We start from the raw sequence: 16,645 nt of genomic DNA on the forward strand, positions 1-16,645 counted from the left end.
ACATCACGCTGCGGCGAGGCCTTTCAGGCGGTCGACAACGGTTTCGGTATCTGTGGTCCAGCAATAGCCGGAATAGGCGCGAAGAGCGCCTTCATGGCGTTCCTGGCTATAGGTGGCGCAGGCATCCGCAACCACGGTCACCAGATAGCCGCGGTCGGCGGCATCGCGCACGGCCATGTCGACGCACTGATCGGTCACGACGCCGGCAATGATGAGATAGCGGGTGTTAAGGTTGCGCAGCACGTAGTCGATGTTGGTCGAGTTGAAGACGCCGGAGGATGTTTTCGGCAGGATGATCTCGTTGTCGATCGGCTTCAGTGCGTCGATTACCTGGCCTTCCGGCGAACCCTTCGGTACGTGCATATCGGAAAGCTTGTGATCGAGCGAGCGGTCGCGGCCGTCGAGCGTCAGGCTTTCGATGATCGTGTGCAGCACGTTGCAGCCGGCCTTGCGGGCCGCGTCGAGGATACGAACCTGGTTCGGGACCACCGTATCGCGCAGGCGACGGTGATAGTAGCTGTCGGCATCCTGTGGATGCGTCGGATCAAGGTTCGGCTCGCACCAGATGCGCTGCATATCGACAAAAAGCACGCTGGTCATGCCGGGTTCGTAGGCGCTGTCGCGCCGCAGCAGATCCTTGCCGTACTGTACTTCAATCATGCCCATGTCTGTCCTCCAGAGGAAATCTCGTTTCGTCGTTGTCGCGGGATCTCACGTCCCGCTGCCGACTGCCGTGGTGTAGGCGTCTTCGGTAATGGCGTAGCTGCGGCGCAATTCTTCCATGCGTTCGATCCGCTGGCGGGATTGCGTTGCAAGCCGCGCGGTAAGGCCGGCAATCAGGGCTTCGGTCTGCGCGATAGCCGGAACCATCGTGTCGTAAGGCGACACCGTATCGACTGTTGACGTCAGGGTGACGGAGGCGAACTGCGCGATGGGCGAGAGCCATCGATCGGTGAACAGCACGATCTTTGCACCCTGCTTTGCCGCCTGCCGGGCAAAACGGATCGTATCGTTCTGATAGCGCCGGTAGTCGTAAACGAAGAGGACGTCGCGCTTGCCGAAGTCGACCAAGTGGTCGACCTGATCGGCCTGTGAACCGTTGATCCAGCGAGTGTCCGGACGTAATTGCTTCATGTGGGCCCAGAGAAGCCCGGCCATGAAGCCGCTGAAGCGACCGCCGAGACAGTGAACCCTGAGATTGAGATCAGCGGCCATGTCGATCGCAGCCTCGAAATCGTGGGGCGGCAACATGTGCATCGACGATTCCAGCGCGTGAATGCTGGCGCCCATGAAGTACTGATAGAAATTTTCCTGTTCGAGTGAGGGCTTGCGGGTGTCGAGCATCGACAGTGGCGAACTCATGCGTTCCTGCACTTCGTCGAGCAACGCGGCCTGGAATTCCGCATAGCCCTCATACCCCAACTTGTTGGCGAAACGTACGACCGTCGGATTGCTGACGTCGGCTGCCGCGGCGAGATTGGCCACGGTATTGAGCGCGGCCGCCGGATAGTTCGACAGCAGCTGCCGGACGATCTTGAGTTCGGCGCGGGTAAAATCGATGCCCCCTTCGGTGAGGCGATCTCGAATGGTCACTTCCTATCTCCCCCTGCGATCGGCGTTGGTCCGCTGATCTTCATTTTGTTACATTATTGCTATCAGTCAACAGAAATTGAAACAAGATTGACATATTGATTTTCTCGACTAACGTTTGTTGCGGGAACGGCCCAAAAAACCTGGGTCTAAAAAATCGGGAGAATTCTGATGGTGCGCATAAGGCGTGGGACCGTCGTCGGGATCATTGCGACGGTGCTCCCTCTGGTCATTGCGACCCTCGTGGCGGCAAGCCTCTTTCCGGGAGGCGGCGAACGGCTGGTAACGCTGTTCCTGATCTACGTCGTCGCCGTGATTGGTACATCCGTCTATAGCGGCAATTCCGGTATCATCTCGTTCGGCAATACCGGCTTCATGGCGATCGGCGCCTATGCTGCCGGGCTACTGACCATCAGCCCGATCATACAGAAAACGGCCCTGCCGCATCTGCCGGTTTGGTTGACGGGATGGGGTCTACCGTTCATTCCAGCCCTTTTGGTCGCTCTCGTCGTCGTGGCGCTGGTGGCGATTGCGATTGGTATTCCAGTGGCGCGGCTTGCCGGATCATCGGCCTCGATCTGCACGCTCGGCTTTCTGGTGATCGTCCATGTCGTGCTTGTCGCGTCGAGCGATTTCACCCGCGGCAGCCAGACCTTCTTCGGCATACCGCGTGCGGTGAACATCTGGATGGCGTTGCCCTTCGCGATCATTGCCGTGGCGATTGCGCGCATCTACCGCGATTCAAGTGTGGGCATGAAGCTGCGCGCCTCGCGTGAGGACGAAATCGCCTCCACCGCTGTCGGCGTGAATGTGCGGCTGCATCGTTTTCTCGCCTGGGTTCTCGGCGCCGTTCTGTCCGGCGCGGCCGGGGTGCTGCTCGGTCATTTCATCGGTGCCTTCTCGCCGAAGGATTTCTACTTCAACCTGACCTTCCTGTTGCTCGCCATGTTGATCCTCGGCGGCATCACCACCGTTTCCGGTGCTGTCATCGGTACTGCGGTCATCATGGTGATCGTCGAATTGCTCAGGAAGCTCGAAGGCGGCGTCGATCTTGGCTTTTTTTCCTTGCCGACCGTCTTCGGCCTGACCGATATCGGCATTGGTTTGGCGATCCTGCTGGTGATGTATCGCCTGCAGGACGGCCTTCTCGGGGTGCGCGAGATCGACGAGCAGCTGCCGTTCCTAAAACGCCTGGCTGCCGGGAAGGCGCAGTCGGCCGCGACGTCCGCCACAACGGAAGCAGCCAGCATTGAAGGCGACGTGCTGCGGGTGGAAAATGTCGGCAAGCGGTTTTCCGGGCTCGTTGCGCTCGAGGATGCCAATTTCGAAGTTCGTCCGGGCCTGGTCACCGGCCTGATCGGCCCGAACGGCGCCGGCAAATCGACACTGATCAACAGCATCTCTGGCGTCGTGCCGCCATCGACTGGACGGGTGACCGTCGGCGGCGTCGATGTTGCCTCGCTGCCGGTTCATCGCGTGCCGATCGCCGGCCTTGCGCGTACCTTCCAGAATATCCGCCTCTTCAAGAACCTGACGGCGCTGGAAAATGTCACGGTTGCCGCAAGCGCGGTCGCGCGCGATGGCGCAGATCCCGTCGATCTTGCCCGCGAAGCGCTCTTTGAGGTTGGCCTCGGCGACGTCGCCGACCAGCTGGCGGGGACACTCTCTTATGGTGCGCAGCGTCGTCTCGAAATTGCCCGCGCTCTGGCCCTGAAGCCCCGCTATCTGCTGCTCGACGAGCCGGCCGCCGGCATGAACCCTGCGGAGACGATGGAATTGATGGCCGTGCTGGACCGGATCCGCACGAAGTATCGTCTTGGCCTCCTCGTGGTCGAGCACGACCTCAAGCTCATCATGCGCCTGTGCGATGTCGTCGTGGTCCTGAACAAGGGGCAGCAGATCGCCATCGGTACGCCGGCCGAGATCCAGTCGAATCCTGCTGTCATCGAGGCCTATATCGGCCGTCGCCGCTCAACGGCAAAGCACGAGCCACCCAAAACCGAGGCCCCTTTACTCAATCTCGATCCGCATACGAGCGGCAAGACAGCATAACAATCCAGAGGAGAATAATAATGAAATCGGCAATGAAGGTTCTTTTCCTGTCAAGCGCGTTTGGCGCCATGGCTCTTCCAGCCCTGGCAGACGATCTCGTGGTCGGCCTAGCCACGGCGCAGACCGGCACTCTCGCTCCCTACGACCAGCCGTCGCTCAAGGGCCTACAGATGGCGGTCGACGAGATCAATGCGGCTGGCGGCATCGCGGGCAAATTCCCGATCAAGCTCGTCGCCAAGGACACTCGCTCGGATGCCGGGCAGACAGCTCTCGTTGCACAAGAGCTTGTCGATCAGGGCATCAGCATCCTGATCACGCCGTGCGATGCCGATCCTTCGATCGCAGCCGGCCAGATCACCCAGGCGGCACATATCCCGACCTTCTCGTTCTGTGCGACGACACCGACCATGCCGCTGGCGGTCGGCGACTACATGTTCGGAAACTATCCCGCGGATAACGTTCAGGCCGCCGTTCTCGCAGGCTACGCCAAGGACAAGGGCTTCAAGAAGGCCTATATTCTGAAATCGCCGGACACCGCCTATACGCTGAAACTGCCGGAATATTTTGCCACCAGTTTCAAGGCAAAGGGTGGCGAGATGGTTGGCGAAGGCACTTTCGCCATGGGCCAGCAGGACTTCAGCGCCGAGGTGACGAAGATCAAGGCTCTGAACCCGGCACCCGACGTCATCATGACGGCTGCCTATGAGCCTGATTTCCCGGCCTTCATCCGCCAGCTGCGTGGTGCAGGCGTCAACACGCCGATCCTCGGCAGCGATGGGATCGATTCACCTACGACATTCGGCCTTGGCGCGCTTGTCGACGGTGTCGTCTTCACCACCGCCGGCTTTGCTGTCGACGGCAGCCCGCTCGCCGCCTTCAACGCGAAATACAAGGCGAAGTTCGGACAGGACCCGGATACGGTCTACATCGCCAATGGCTATGATCTGGGCAAGGTCATCGAAGCGGCCGCTACCAAGGCCGGCAGCGTCGAGCCGACGGCAATCCGCGATGCGGTCGCCTCTCTCGAAGGCGTAAAGGGCGTGACCGGCGCCATTACCTATGCCGGCACCAAGGGAATGCCGTTGCGTTCGGTCTCGCTGGTCCGCATCGATGGCGGCAAGCGTTCGCTGGTCAGCCAGGGTGTCCCGAACGCTGCGGATGTTCCTTCCCCGTGATCTGGATGACGTGCCCGCGGAGTTTTGCCGGGGGCACGTCACCGAAACGAATTCGTTCAATGGCTCAGGCGCAGCGGCTGCGGCAAGGATTTGCCCGATGATGATGAGTAGAATTTCCGACCAGGACCCCTTGCTTGAAGTGAGCGGGCTGAAGGTTGCCTATGGCCCCGTCGAGGCTCTGAAGAGTGTCGATCTCCAGGTTCGCAAGGGTCAGATCGTGACATTGCTTGGCGCAAACGGCGCCGGCAAGAGCTCGACCCTCAATGCGCTTGTCGGCCTCGCTGCGAAGAAGGCCGGCAAGGTGACATTCGGAGGCAAGGACATTTCCGCACTTCCGCCTGAGACGATCGTCCGCATGGGCATGACGCTTACGCCGGAGGGACGGCGCATCTTTCCAAGCCTCAGCGTCGACGAGCATCTTCTTCTCGGCGGCGCCATGCATAAGGGGCGAGGGGCCATCGATGCCGTGCGCGAAGACATGCTGTCGCGCTTCCCGATCCTGAAGGAGCGTTTGCATCAAAAGGCGGGATCGCTGTCCGGCGGCGAGCAGCAGATGCTGGCCATTGCCCGCTCGATGATGTCTTCGCCTGATCTTCTGCTGCTGGACGAGCCGTCGCTCGGTCTTGCCCCGCAGATCGTCGACCAGATCTTCGAACTCATCTCGGGCCTGCGCGAGCGCGGGCTGACGATCCTGCTCGTGGAGCAGAACGTCTCTCTCTCGCTTGAGATCGCCGATAGCGGTTACGTGATGGCCAATGGCAGGATCGTACTTTCGGGCTCTGCGGCCGACCTTCGCAATTCCACTGAAATCCAGGGCGCCTATCTGGGCGCGTGACCGGCAAAGGGACTTCATCTCATGGACATGTTTCTGCAGCAGCTGGTCAACGCGCTCAGCCTCGGCGGCACCTATGCGCTTCTGGCACTGGGTCTTGCCGTCGTCTTCTCGATCATGGGCCTGATCAACTTCGCCCATGGCGAGCTTATGACGGCGGCCGGCTATGGTCTCTGCTTTGCGTTGATCATCGGCCTGCCTTTCGGCGTGGCAATCATTGTGGCGCTGGCGGTCGCGATCCTGCTTGTGCTCCTGATGGAGCGCACAGCCTTCCGGCCGGTTCGCGGGGCGAGCGGCACCACCCTGCTTCTGACCAGCTTTGCGGTCAGCGCCATCTTGCGCGTGCTCTTCCAGAATTTCGTTTCGGCTCGCCCGAAGCCGGTACCGATGCCGATGAGCCTTTCCGGTACGATCGAGATTGCCGGGTTGCATATCGGTATCATCCAGGGCATTTCGATCCTGGTGACCTTCATCATGTTGGCGGGGCTGAACCTCTTCTTGCGGACCACTGTGCTTGGCCGGGCCATGCGCGCGGCCTCCGAGGATTTCGCTATCGTGCGGCTCATGGGTATCCGCGCCAATGCAGTCGTCGCCACTGCCTTTGCGATTTCGGGCCTTCTGGCTGGTGTTGCCGGCATTCTCTGGGTGGCGCAGCGCGGCAGCGTCGATCCGCTGATGGGCTTCCTGCCGGTGCTCAAGGCCTTCATCGCCGCTATCATCGGTGGCCTCGGCAGCCTTTCGGGTGCTGTTGCCGGCGGCTTCCTGCTCGGCTTTATCGAGGTGTTTCTCCAGGCCTATTTGCCCGACAGTCTGCTGAGTTATCGCGATGCCTTCACCATCCTGCTCGTGATCGCAGTTCTGTTGTTCGCGCCGCAGGGGCTGCTTGCCCGCAAGACGATCGTGAAGCTCTGATCGAAAGATCGGAGCCTCGCTTCGCCGATAGTCCGCACCGCACATGGCCGAAGGCCTTGCGCCGCCAACCGCGTCTTCTTCCTCAGCCGACGAGGCTCATACCGCGTGAACGGCTGAGGTCCCTATTCACGTAGCCGCCGGCAACGCGTCAAAGAATAGATGGATTTCCGCAATCCTGCCATGGGTCGCGATCACGACATCCGTGCCGGCATATGCGGGTGGCGCACCGGGCGGGCCAGAAACCCATTGGACGCGCCCGGATCGCCCGTGAAGAACTTCGGGGGCTCGCAAGACCGTGTATTGAAAGTCCGGATGTGTGGCACGGATCACGCCGGCGACGCGCACGATCTCGTCGCGTCCGCGCGTGACGCCGTTTGGTTCGTAGAATACGGCATCTTCCGTGAAGATTTCTTCCGCTGTGGCACGACGACGGGCGTCGTCACCTTCACCGAAAATTTCGTGAAGATTGCGGGTAAGCAGGGTGGCGATATCGTAGGGCATGGCTTTTCTCCATTGAAAGGATGAGCGGTCAGATCTGCACATGGCCGCCATCGACGAAGAGCTCGATGCCGTTGATGAAGCTTGCATCTTCGGAGGCGAGGAAGAGCACCGCCTTGGCGATTTCTTCTGGCTTGCCGATGCGACCGATGGGGATCTGTTCGGCGAGATAATTCTTCGTGCCCTCAGCCTGATCGCCGCCCCCGAAGAGTTCGTTGAGGCCCGCGGTTTCTGTGACGCCGGGGCTGATCGCATTGACCCGGATGCGGCGGTCTTTCAGGTCGAGGATCCAGTTGCGGGCGAAGCTGCGGATCGCCGCCTTGGTAGCTGAATAAACGCTGAAGGCCGGAGTGCCGGAAATGCTTGTTGTCGAGGAAGTGAGGATGATCGACGCGCCGTCGCGTAACAGCGGCAGCGCCTTCTGAACGGTGAACAGGGTTCCCTTCACGTTGGTGTCGAAGGTCTTCTGATAGTGGTCTTCCGAGATTGCCCCGAGCGGAGCGAATTCGCCGCCTCCCGCATTGGCAAAAACAATGTCGATGCTGGAATGCTTCTGCTGTACGGCGTCGTAGAGGCGATCGATATCGGCGAGACGACTCATGTCGCCCTGTATGCCGGTGATGCGGCCGCCGATTTCCCGGACGGCGGCGTCCAGCGTTTCCTTGCGGCGACCGGTGATGAAAACCGAGGCACCTTCGGCAGAAAAAGCTTTCGCAGTGGCGAGACCGATGCCGCTCGTGCCGCCCGATATCACCACAACCTTGTTTGCGAACCTGTTTGTCATTGTGTTTCTCCTTTGTAGCGGCGTGTTCGTCCGTCGAAAAAGAGCATGTCAGTAGAACGATGATGCTAACAGTCGGCAATTATGATACTTAGCGTTCTGAAAAAGGAACGATGATGCGCGCTGACTTGAATGATCTGGCTTACTTTGCCGAAGTGGTTGCGCATGGCGGCTTTGCCGCGGCGGGCCGCGCGCTGCGCGAGCCAAAATCGAAGCTGAGCCGCCGTGTCGCCGCGCTGGAGGCGCGGCTTGGCGTCCGTCTGATCGAGCGATCGAGTCGCCGTTTCAGGGTGACGGACATCGGTCAAAGTTTCTATGAGCGCTGCAAGGCCATGCAGATGGAGGCAGATCGTGCGGAAGCTCTGGTGGCCGAGGCGCAATCGGAGCCGTACGGCGTCGTGCGTATGAGTTGTCCGACAGGGCTCATCGAGGCGATCTCAACGCTTGTCACACAGTTTCTGGATCGTTATCCCAAGGTTCGCCTGCAACTTGTAGCGATCGATCGGCCGGTCGATCTCATCGAAGAACGGATCGACGTAGCGTTGCGTGTTCGGACCTCGCTCGACAGCGATGCATCGCTCACCATGCGGTCGCTGGGAGAATCCATTCGTATTCTCGTAGCCACGCCGCAGCTTGCCAGCAGGATCGCCGATGTCGAGGATCTCGGGCGTTTTCCGACACTGGCGACCAGTGACGATCACGTTGATATCGATTGGCACCTGGCGACGGATGACGGCCGCGCACATGTTCTTCGCCATGCGCCGCGAATTGGTTGTGCCGATTTCTCGGCGGTGCGGTCCGCGGCGGTCGCAGGCCTGGGTGTCGCGCTCCTCCCGGACCACACATGCCGGCAGGCGCTTGAGGCAGGGTCGCTGGTCCGGGTGCTGCCGGCATGGAGGGGAATGCGGGGCCAGGTGCATCTGGTCTTCACCACGCGACGCGGCCTTCCCCCTGCCGTTCGAAAATTCATCGACTGCCTCGCCGCCGCATTTCCGCGCGATGCCTTGACGCGGTAGATCTTCGTCATCCCCTTTGAAACTCGCTGGTGGCGCCAGTTGGCGGATGTCGCCGCCTGCGACATGCCTCTGAACGTACATAAGTCTGACCGGTGTCCTTTGCCGCCGGCGAGATTGGCACGATATCGACAGCCTTGAGCGGAAGCGATTGTCGAGGGCCGGCCGTCCTTGCCGCCGCGAAGTTTTGGCTTGGGCTAGAGCAATCGCCTACCGAAGTTTGAACATCGACGGAGTCGAAGCATCCATAACAAGGATCTGTCGGCCCCGTTGAACGCTCAGCTGTCGTAAGTTGAGCGCCTCCGCTTTCTCCTTGAATCGCAGAAGCGCTCCGTATCCTGATTTCTTGTGCGTTGCGGATGGAGGGCCGTTACGCACTCTTCCCGGAAACGCTTTAGGCTGCGCGTGCGCTCCGATTTGCCATACGGTGATCCCGGCCGATATCGGCAGCCGTCACGAACTTCTCCAGCATCGACGACAGGCCCTGAGCCTCCTGAACGAGACACGTGGCAGAAGCCGTCATCTCTTCAACCATTGCCGCGTTGCTTTGCGTGGCCTGGTCCATGATGTTGACCGCGGTGTTGACCTGCTGCAGCCCGCTGGATTGTTCCTTGGCGGCCATTGCGATGGCATCCATATGGTCATGAATCGACTGGACGAGTTCGGAAATTGCGCCCAGGCCCTCACCGGTCGCGCCGACGAGCTTTACGCCATCCACCACCCGCTCGCGCGAGGCGTTGATCAGCGTCTTGATCTCCTTGGCGGCGGTTGCGGCGCGTTGCGCCAGCTCGCGAACCTCATGAGCAACGACTGCGAAACCTCTGCCTGCATCGCCCGCCCGCGCTGCTTCCACGCCGGCATTGAGGGCGAGGAGGTTGGTTTGAAAGGCGATTTCGTCGATGACGGCGATGATCTGGCCGATCTGCTGCGACGAGGTCTCGATACCCTGCATCGCCCGGATCGCATCTTCAGCCACCGTGCTGAATTTACGGGCATTGCCGCGGGTCTCGCTGACGAGGTCGCGAACCTCGCCGGTGCGCTGCGAGGTGGCGCGGACATTGGCGCTGATTTCCTCCAGTGCGGCTGCTGTCTCCTCCAGCGAGGCGGCCTGTGCCTCGGTGCGCTTGGCGAGGTTGTCGGAGGCGGCGGAAATCTCGCTGCTGCCGCCATGCACGACTTTCACCGCCTGGCCTACGGTCGACAGCGCCGTCCGCAACTGACGGACGGAACCATTGAAATCGTGGCGCAGCGGCTCGAATTGCGTAGCGAATCTATCGGAGATTTCGCATAGGAGATCGCCGGAGGCGAGACGATTGAGGCCGGCGGCGAGCGAGCCTGTTGCCGCCTGCAGGCGGCTCTCCGCCTGCTCGGCGGCCTCGCGCTCGATGCGCTGGCGCTCCAGATCGGCATTGCGGCGGCTCTGTTCCGCTTCCGCTTCCAGTTCGGTATTGCGCTTTGCGGCGTCGCGAAACACATCGACGCAACGAGCCATCTCCCCGACGAGATCGCGGCGTTGCACGAAGGGAACGGGCTCGGCCGTTTCGCCCTGCGCAAGACCCATCATGCGTTGGCAGATGGAGCGAACCATCTTCGAAACGACGCGAACGGTCGATAGGCAGAGGGCCATCGCGGCGAGGAAGATGCCTATTGAAAGCATCAACACGGATTCCAGCTGCCACTTGAGATGGGTGATCCGCTCGCTGGTCAGGCGCTCGAGAAGAGCCGAGGTCTCGTCGACAACGGTGTTCACAAGTTCTGTTTGCGCATTGGTGGCCGAAAGCCATTCAGCGACTGCCCTGGCATCCGCCGTCACGGTCTCGTTCCGGTACATGGCCTGCATGGTCTTTTCCAGGAAGAGACCTTGCGGGCCGGCATGGAAGGCGGAGAGCTTTTCCACCTGGGTACGCGGAAGAAATTCTTCGATCTTCTGGCCGTAAGTGTCGCGCAAGTTGCGCGCATGCAGCAGGAAGGCAAGGTCATCCTGTGTCAACGGCGTTCCGCCGAGGAACTGCTTGCCAAAATTGACCTCGATCTGACCGGCATCACCCACCTGTAACAGGGCGTGATAGCCGTCGATCAGCCGGGCAAGCCCAAGGTCGTCGATGGTCGCGGCGGAGCGGCGCACGAGGTCGAGCCCGGCGGCAGAGGCCGGCTGCAACACGGTCAGTGCCTCGCTGCTGTCCACTTCACCGTTCGTGTCCACGTGACGGCGGTATTCCGGAAGTCCCGCCAATTTCGAGCGGATGATCCCGACGTCGTTTTCGATCGTCTTGTCGGTGTTGCCCGCCGATCTCCATGCCTCGAAAGCCGCAAGAAGGTTGGCAAGCGCCTCATCCGTCACGGCCCGCTGGCGCGCTCGCGTTTCGGGCGTCGAAAAATCCTCGGCCGGCAATGCCTGCGCAATCTTGCGGCCGGCTTCCGCCAGATGCTGCACCACCATCTGGCGCTCGATGACGGAGTATTTGTCATAGGCTTGTGACACGACCTGCATGCCTAGCCAAAGGAAGGCGAGAAGCGGCGCGGCTGCGATGAGGTAAAGGAGTTGTTGCAACGAGAACTTGGACATTCCGAACCACTTGCTGCTCTACTACCTATTGGGGAGGAGAGCATCGATAGAAGAATATCCTTAATTGTGCGTTATCGGAAACAACAGTTGGCGTATATGATATAGTGATAACATTCTGACGGTGTCATTGCCCGTCGAGAGACACGCCATTGGCTCGAATTCGCACTTGCTGCACGCTCGCGAAGATGGCCTATTCGTATCGGTGAGCAGCGACACCGTCTCCACCACTCCGATATTCGAGCGCTAACGGCGCGAGATGGGTGCTTTTCGCATTGGGAGGGGAGCCTTCGGCCCTCGAGAACCCCTCGAATGGCCGCGTCTCGGCAGGCGACCAAAATCACGAAACTATTGGGAGATCCTGGGAAGGCCATTGCGGAGAACCGAGCCGGATTTGTCGGGTTCAACTGGAGCAACGCAGCTCGTGGCCCGGGAGCGCAAGCAGCACTACGCTCGGATTGAGACCGGACGGCAAAGCCATCGGCGCGACCGTCTTCAGTCTCAATGTCGACAAAGCTGTGGCAGCCTTGGCTGCCACAGCTTTTTAAATCACTTCGGAAGCTGCGCGCCAGCCTGGTTCACGGCGTTGGCAATCGTTTCGCAGATCTGCTTTTCAGTCACGTTCTGTGCTTTTGCCGAGGCTGCCAGATCCTGGCTTATGCCCATGGCGGAGATCTTGCCCTTCGCGCCTTCTGCTTCAGCGGCATCGCCCTTCGCTTTGTCTGAGGGTGCGGGGATGAGGGCGACCATTTTTTCCTGGATCGCAATGGCTGCGCCGTCAATGTGGCCGCTGGTCTGGCAATATTTCAGGATGCCCAGCTGATTACGCGCCGAATTGTATGCCATTTCCATCTGATCGCTTGTTGCCTGCGCAAAAGCCGGTGCGGCAAATCCAAGGGCTGCGATGCCGGTCAGAATAATCTTTCGCATATAAAACTCCTGATTGCTTCAATATGCTGGGATTTATCCTGGATCGTGTGGAAGACAAGGGTTTAAGGGGCAAAAGTTTCGCCGTTCGGCAACTTGAGCGTTCTTTTTCCGAGGGTGCTCAAACGGAAACTTGGCTTGACTGTACATCCTGTCGGGCAGGCTGAAAGCTTATTCTGCTCCCGGCGCTTATCGCGCCGTGTGTGACATCGGAAGCGAGGAGGGAGGCCCCCTCGCTTCCTTGTTAGTGTTTACTTGGTTTCGATCGCATTCCAGCCGTCGACGATGGCCTTGATGGCGGTCGAGAAGCTCTTTACGTCGGTCGGGAAATGTACCTTGGCGTAGCTTTCCTTTGGCAGCATCGCTTCTGCGACGTCCTTTGGTAGTTCGACATCGCGGGTCGGATGTGCATGGCCCTTGGCAAGCAGGATCTGACCTTCATCGGAGAACAGGAAGTCGAGCGCGCCCTTGGCGGCGTTCGGGTGCGGGGCGACGGCGCTCACATATTGAGCGAAGAGCATGCCGACCGTTCCGTCTGTTGGGATGATGACCTTCAGCGGCAGGCCGGTTGCATCGCGCTTGGCCTGACCGTCGAAATCGTAAACCAGCGATATCGGGCATTCGCCCTTCTGGATCGATGCGACGTTGAGGACAACGCCCTTGCGCAGGTTGCCGCTGTCGCGCAGTTGCTTGAACCAGTCGAGACCGTGCTGAACATTCGCTTCGCTGCCGCCATTGGCGAGTGCTGCGGCAAGAACCGAGGCCGTTGCATAGGTGGAGACGCGCGGATCGCGGCTGCAGACCATGTCCTTGTATTCCGGCTTCAGCAGGTCATTCCACGATGCCGGTGCCGTCTTGACCTGATCGGTGTTGACGAGAAATGCGATCGCGCCCCAGTAGGATGCGGCCCAATGACCGTCGGGATCCTTGAACTGCGGCTTGATGCGATCCCAATTGGCGTTCTTGTAGCTGCCTGCCAGCTTCTCATCGAGCAGTCGACCGACGAAATCATAGCCGATATCGGCGATATCCATGACGGGAGCGCTCTTTTCAGCCAGCAGATGGGTGATCTGTTCGCCCGATGTCATGTCGGTATCGACATGTTCGACGCCATACTTCTTTTCGATTTCCGTGAAGATGGTGCCAAGGTTGACCCAATCGTCCGACATTCCATAGGAGACGAGCTTGCCTTCCTGTTTGGCACCGGCAACGACGGCTGGCGCGCTTTCGGCGAGCGCGAAGCTTGCGCTGGCGCAGAGCAGGGCGAGGCTGAGGGTATATTTTACGGTTTTTGCAATCACGCTATTGGTCCTTTGCTTTGGAGGTAGTGAGACGGGGACGTTCCGAGCGATGAGCGGACGTCGTGAGAATGCCGAGCGAGATGAGCCAGGCACATGCGAAACTGATGAGAGCCAGCGCGCTCGCCTGGCGCGCGTCGAAGCGGGTGAATTCGACGAGGTAGATCGGGAATGTCTTGAACCGGGTGCCGATGAGCAGACTGGCAAGCGCGAACTCGACAAAGGCGGCGGAAAAGACCAGCAGGCTCCCGTTCATAACGCCGCTGCGGATATTCGGCAGAATGACAGCCAGAAACGTCCGGGTTTGGCCGGCGCCGAGGCTGCTTGCCGCCTCCGAAAGCGTGTGGGTATCAATCGCCTCAAGGGCGTTCATGACCGGTCGGTACATGAAGGGCAGTGTGATCACCACATAGGCGGCCACGAGTAGAACCGGTGAACTGGCAAGCGATAGGGGCGCTGCGCCATAGAGCCTGATCAAACCCAAAGCCAGGACTGCGGCGGGGAAACCAAACGGGATGATGGTCAATATTTCCATCATCGGCTTGGCGCGTGGCAGCTTCGCGTGAACCCAGTAGGCGGTGGGAACCACGAGGGCCAGGGAAACCAGGACGCTGGCACCGGAGATATAGACCGAATTGGCAAGCGAGGTCTTGAAGGCGGACTTCGCGGTGACCTTGCTCCACCAATCCAAGGTAAAGCCTTCCGGCCAGATCGACCGGTCCCAGCGCACTGAGATCGAAAACAACGCGGTCGCCAATATTGGCACGATCATGAACACAAGGAAGAGTGTGATAATGGTGAACTGCGCCAATGACGACGCACTGGTCCTCTTGGATAGGCTTGGTGTGTTCATGATGCGATCTTCCTCGCATTGCGCACGAGGAACTGGTGGGCAGCGACGCAAAGCGCCATGATCAGCAGAGAGAGAACGGCAATGGCATCGGCCAGCGCCGGCTCCAGCTGAACCTCGCCACGGATAAGTGCGGCGATCTGGATGGTGACGAGATTGATCGAGGAGCCGGTCAGGGTCCATGCCGTCGCATAGGCACCGAATGCATTGGCAAAGAGCAGAAAGAAGCTGCTGACGAGACTTGGCCAGAGGATTGGAAGCGCGACCATGCGCCAGTAAAGAATTGGCCTTGCACCAAGAATGGCCGCAGCCTCTGCCCATTCCTGGCGTAGTCCCTGAAAGGAGGGGATCAACAAAAGGATTGCCAGCGGTATCTGAAAATAGAGGTAAGAGACCACGAGGCCGCCCAGCGAATAGATGCGGAAGCCGGGATAAAGGTCGATGCCGATCTGCTTCAGGAGTAGCGTCACGATCCCGGTCGAGCCGAGGGTGATGACGAAGGCGAAGGCAAGCGGTGCCCCGCCGAAATTGGCGGTTACATCGGCAAGAGCGGTCAAGCTGTTCCTGACCAGCGGACTGCGGCTGTTGACAATGACATGGGCGACCGTGGCGCCGGCGATTGTTCCGGCAGTCGCAGTTGCGAGCGACAGCCCGATGCTGTTGACGAAGGCGGCGACAATGGCCGGGTTCAACGCCCTGGCGAAATTGTCGAGCGAGATGGCGTCCTTTGTTGTCAGCGCTGATTTCACCAGCATCATCAGCGGGGCGATTTCGAAGGCGAGTATGAAAGCAAGAAAGGGCGCCAGTCCAAGCCATGCCCAGGAAAGGCGCCGGGTGCCGGCAGATTTCAGCATTTTACCACCGTGCCATCGACGGCGATGGTCACCAGACCGGCATAGTGCGCGCCGAGATCAGCTCGGATCCTGTCATGATCGGTCGCGGGATAGGTGTGCGTGACGATGAGGTGCCTGACACCTGCCGCCTCTGCAATGCGTCCCACCACATCCGAGGTGAAGTGATCGGTTGTCGGATATCCCTTTTCAAAGGAGCATTCGCAAAGGAAGATGTCCGCCCGACGCGCGATGTCGATCATCGCATCCATATCCGCGGCATCGCCGGAATAGACGAAGACCCGGTCTTGCGTTTCGACGCGAAAGGCGAGGCTGTTTGTCGTGTGTCCGGTCAGGCAGGCTTCCACCGTCAGCCCGGCAATCTCGTGCCGGCCAACCTCAAGCTCTATGACTTCGAGCGCGTAGGATTGCGGCAGGGCGTCTCTGAAGATCGCAAGCAATTCGGCGATGAAGGTCTTCAGGCCGCGGCAGCCGACGATGGTCAGCGTTTCTGTCCGGCTCCAACCCGGAGTCGCCTCCAGCGCCTGCAGCAGCGTCACGAGATCGAGCGTGTGATCCGGATGCAGATGAGAAATGAAAATCGTCTGTATATCGCGATAATCCAGCCCGACCAGCGCGAGACGAGCCAGTGCACCGGGACCCATATCGAACACCACAGGTCTGCCCGCGATCTCCAGCGCGTGGCACGATGTGCTCAGCCCGCGCGCGGGCAGAATAGTTCCTGCTCCAACGACGGTAAGCTTCATTATGTCATCGTTGCGCGATACGCTCGCCTGGCTTGTCTCTGTCATGCCTGTTCAACCCAATTTCGAAAACAGGGGCGTTTAACCACGCGAGAGTGACAGGCAGGTGACAATCATGTTATTATTCATACTAATTAGATGATCGGCTTTTGCCGACAGGCTTACCCTCCTGCTACCAACGTCGGATACCTTAGAAACCCCCATGGAATCAGTGCGCTAGCAGGCCAGATGCGTTGGGGATGTCGGAGGAGGAACGCATGCGGTGTGCTTTCGGCCTCCAGTTGCCTGCCGATGCCGATGGAAAATGCGGCTATGTCGTCCAGCGCCATTTCTCGTTGACGTCTGTCTGTCCGGTTGCCCCGGCTGCTACGCTTTTGTGGAGCAGGAGGCCTCTTATACGTTGTTCCTGCCGGTGAGATGATTGGATCCGCCGGCGGGCAGGTCAGACAGTAAGTTGCTGACTAAGGGAAAGTTTGCGGATGTTATTTCAACGGCCTTGCGAAAAATAGAAGACTAATTCCATAGGCTATATTGGATTGGTCAGATGGCTTCTATACCCT

General features: G+C 59.7%; 15 protein-coding genes. 5 read left to right on the forward strand and 10 right to left on the reverse strand.

Features of this window, described 5'->3' with window-relative positions:
- Positions 1-3: 3 nt before the first annotated feature.
- Complete coding sequence (locus tag ACIQJ2_RS03655; protein WP_199149338.1) at positions 4-666, reverse strand: isochorismatase family cysteine hydrolase; 663 nt, start codon at positions 664-666, stop codon at positions 4-6.
- A gap of 45 nt (positions 667-711) precedes the next feature.
- A complete protein-coding gene (locus ACIQJ2_RS03660) occupies positions 712-1,593 on the reverse strand; it encodes a MurR/RpiR family transcriptional regulator (protein WP_199149339.1) in 882 nt (293 codons plus the stop codon).
- Between the two features lie 168 nt (positions 1,594-1,761).
- Here ACIQJ2_RS03660 and ACIQJ2_RS03665 point away from each other — a divergent pair, with 168 nt between their 5' ends.
- The 4 genes from ACIQJ2_RS03665 (at position 1,762) to ACIQJ2_RS03680 (ending at position 6,561) form a co-directional block, all read left to right on the forward strand.
- Positions 1,762-3,642 (forward strand): branched-chain amino acid ABC transporter ATP-binding protein/permease, encoded by a 1,881-nt coding sequence (locus ACIQJ2_RS03665; RefSeq protein ID WP_400665633.1) that lies wholly within the window; start codon positions 1,762-1,764, stop codon positions 3,640-3,642.
- Between the two features lie 20 nt (positions 3,643-3,662).
- The gene (locus ACIQJ2_RS03670) at positions 3,663-4,817 is read left to right on the forward strand and encodes an ABC transporter substrate-binding protein (protein ID WP_400665631.1); all 1,155 of its coding nucleotides are present in this window, start codon (positions 3,663-3,665) and stop codon (positions 4,815-4,817) included.
- 97 nt (positions 4,818-4,914) lie between these two features.
- Positions 4,915-5,652 (forward strand): ABC transporter ATP-binding protein, encoded by a 738-nt coding sequence (locus ACIQJ2_RS03675; RefSeq protein ID WP_246762236.1) that lies wholly within the window; start codon positions 4,915-4,917, stop codon positions 5,650-5,652.
- Between the two features lie 21 nt (positions 5,653-5,673).
- Positions 5,674-6,561 carry a branched-chain amino acid ABC transporter permease gene (locus ACIQJ2_RS03680; protein WP_400665628.1) on the forward strand — a complete coding sequence of 296 codons (888 nt, stop codon included), beginning with the start codon at positions 5,674-5,676 and terminating at the stop codon, positions 6,559-6,561.
- Between the two features lie 126 nt (positions 6,562-6,687).
- Here ACIQJ2_RS03680 and ACIQJ2_RS03685 read toward each other — a convergent pair whose 3' ends face one another.
- A complete protein-coding gene (locus ACIQJ2_RS03685) occupies positions 6,688-7,062 on the reverse strand; it encodes a nuclear transport factor 2 family protein (protein WP_400665626.1) in 375 nt (124 codons plus the stop codon).
- A 28-nt stretch (positions 7,063-7,090) separates the two neighbouring features.
- A complete protein-coding gene (locus ACIQJ2_RS03690) occupies positions 7,091-7,843 on the reverse strand; it encodes a glucose 1-dehydrogenase (RefSeq protein WP_199149343.1) in 753 nt (250 codons plus the stop codon).
- Positions 7,844-7,953: 110 nt separating this feature from the next.
- Here ACIQJ2_RS03690 and ACIQJ2_RS03695 point away from each other — a divergent pair, with 110 nt between their 5' ends.
- Complete coding sequence (locus ACIQJ2_RS03695) at positions 7,954-8,856, forward strand: LysR family transcriptional regulator (protein WP_400665624.1); 903 nt, start codon at positions 7,954-7,956, stop codon at positions 8,854-8,856.
- 391 nt (positions 8,857-9,247) lie between these two features.
- Here the strand turns inward: ACIQJ2_RS03695 and ACIQJ2_RS03700 are convergent, their stop codons facing one another.
- The 6 genes from ACIQJ2_RS03700 to ACIQJ2_RS03725 form a co-directional block, all read right to left on the reverse strand.
- Positions 9,248-11,419 (reverse strand): methyl-accepting chemotaxis protein, encoded by a 2,172-nt coding sequence (locus ACIQJ2_RS03700; protein WP_400665622.1) that lies wholly within the window; start codon positions 11,417-11,419, stop codon positions 9,248-9,250.
- Between the two features lie 546 nt (positions 11,420-11,965).
- Positions 11,966-12,346: a pore-forming ESAT-6 family protein gene (locus tag ACIQJ2_RS03705; protein WP_199149345.1), complete on the reverse strand. Its 381-nt coding sequence runs from the start codon at positions 12,344-12,346 to the stop codon at positions 11,966-11,968.
- A 248-nt stretch (positions 12,347-12,594) separates the two neighbouring features.
- Complete coding sequence (locus tag ACIQJ2_RS03710; RefSeq protein WP_400665620.1) at positions 12,595-13,644, reverse strand: ABC transporter substrate-binding protein; 1,050 nt, start codon at positions 13,642-13,644, stop codon at positions 12,595-12,597.
- 1 nt (position 13,645) lies between these two features.
- On the reverse strand, positions 13,646-14,494 hold the full coding sequence (locus ACIQJ2_RS03715) for an ABC transporter permease (RefSeq protein ID WP_400665618.1): 849 nt from the start codon (positions 14,492-14,494) through the stop codon (positions 13,646-13,648).
- A complete protein-coding gene (locus tag ACIQJ2_RS03720) occupies positions 14,491-15,345 on the reverse strand; it encodes an ABC transporter permease (RefSeq protein WP_400665616.1) in 855 nt (284 codons plus the stop codon). The genes ACIQJ2_RS03715 and ACIQJ2_RS03720 overlap by 4 nt, the downstream gene beginning before the upstream one ends.
- The gene (locus tag ACIQJ2_RS03725) at positions 15,339-16,088 is read right to left on the reverse strand and encodes an MBL fold metallo-hydrolase (protein ID WP_400665614.1); all 750 of its coding nucleotides are present in this window, start codon (positions 16,086-16,088) and stop codon (positions 15,339-15,341) included. The genes ACIQJ2_RS03720 and ACIQJ2_RS03725 overlap by 7 nt, the downstream gene beginning before the upstream one ends.
- Positions 16,089-16,645: the final 557 nt, after the last annotated feature.

The sequence above is a fragment of the Rhizobium sp. NPDC092011 genome (genome assembly GCF_044756305.1).
Classification (GTDB): Bacteria; Pseudomonadota; Alphaproteobacteria; order Rhizobiales; family Rhizobiaceae; genus Rhizobium.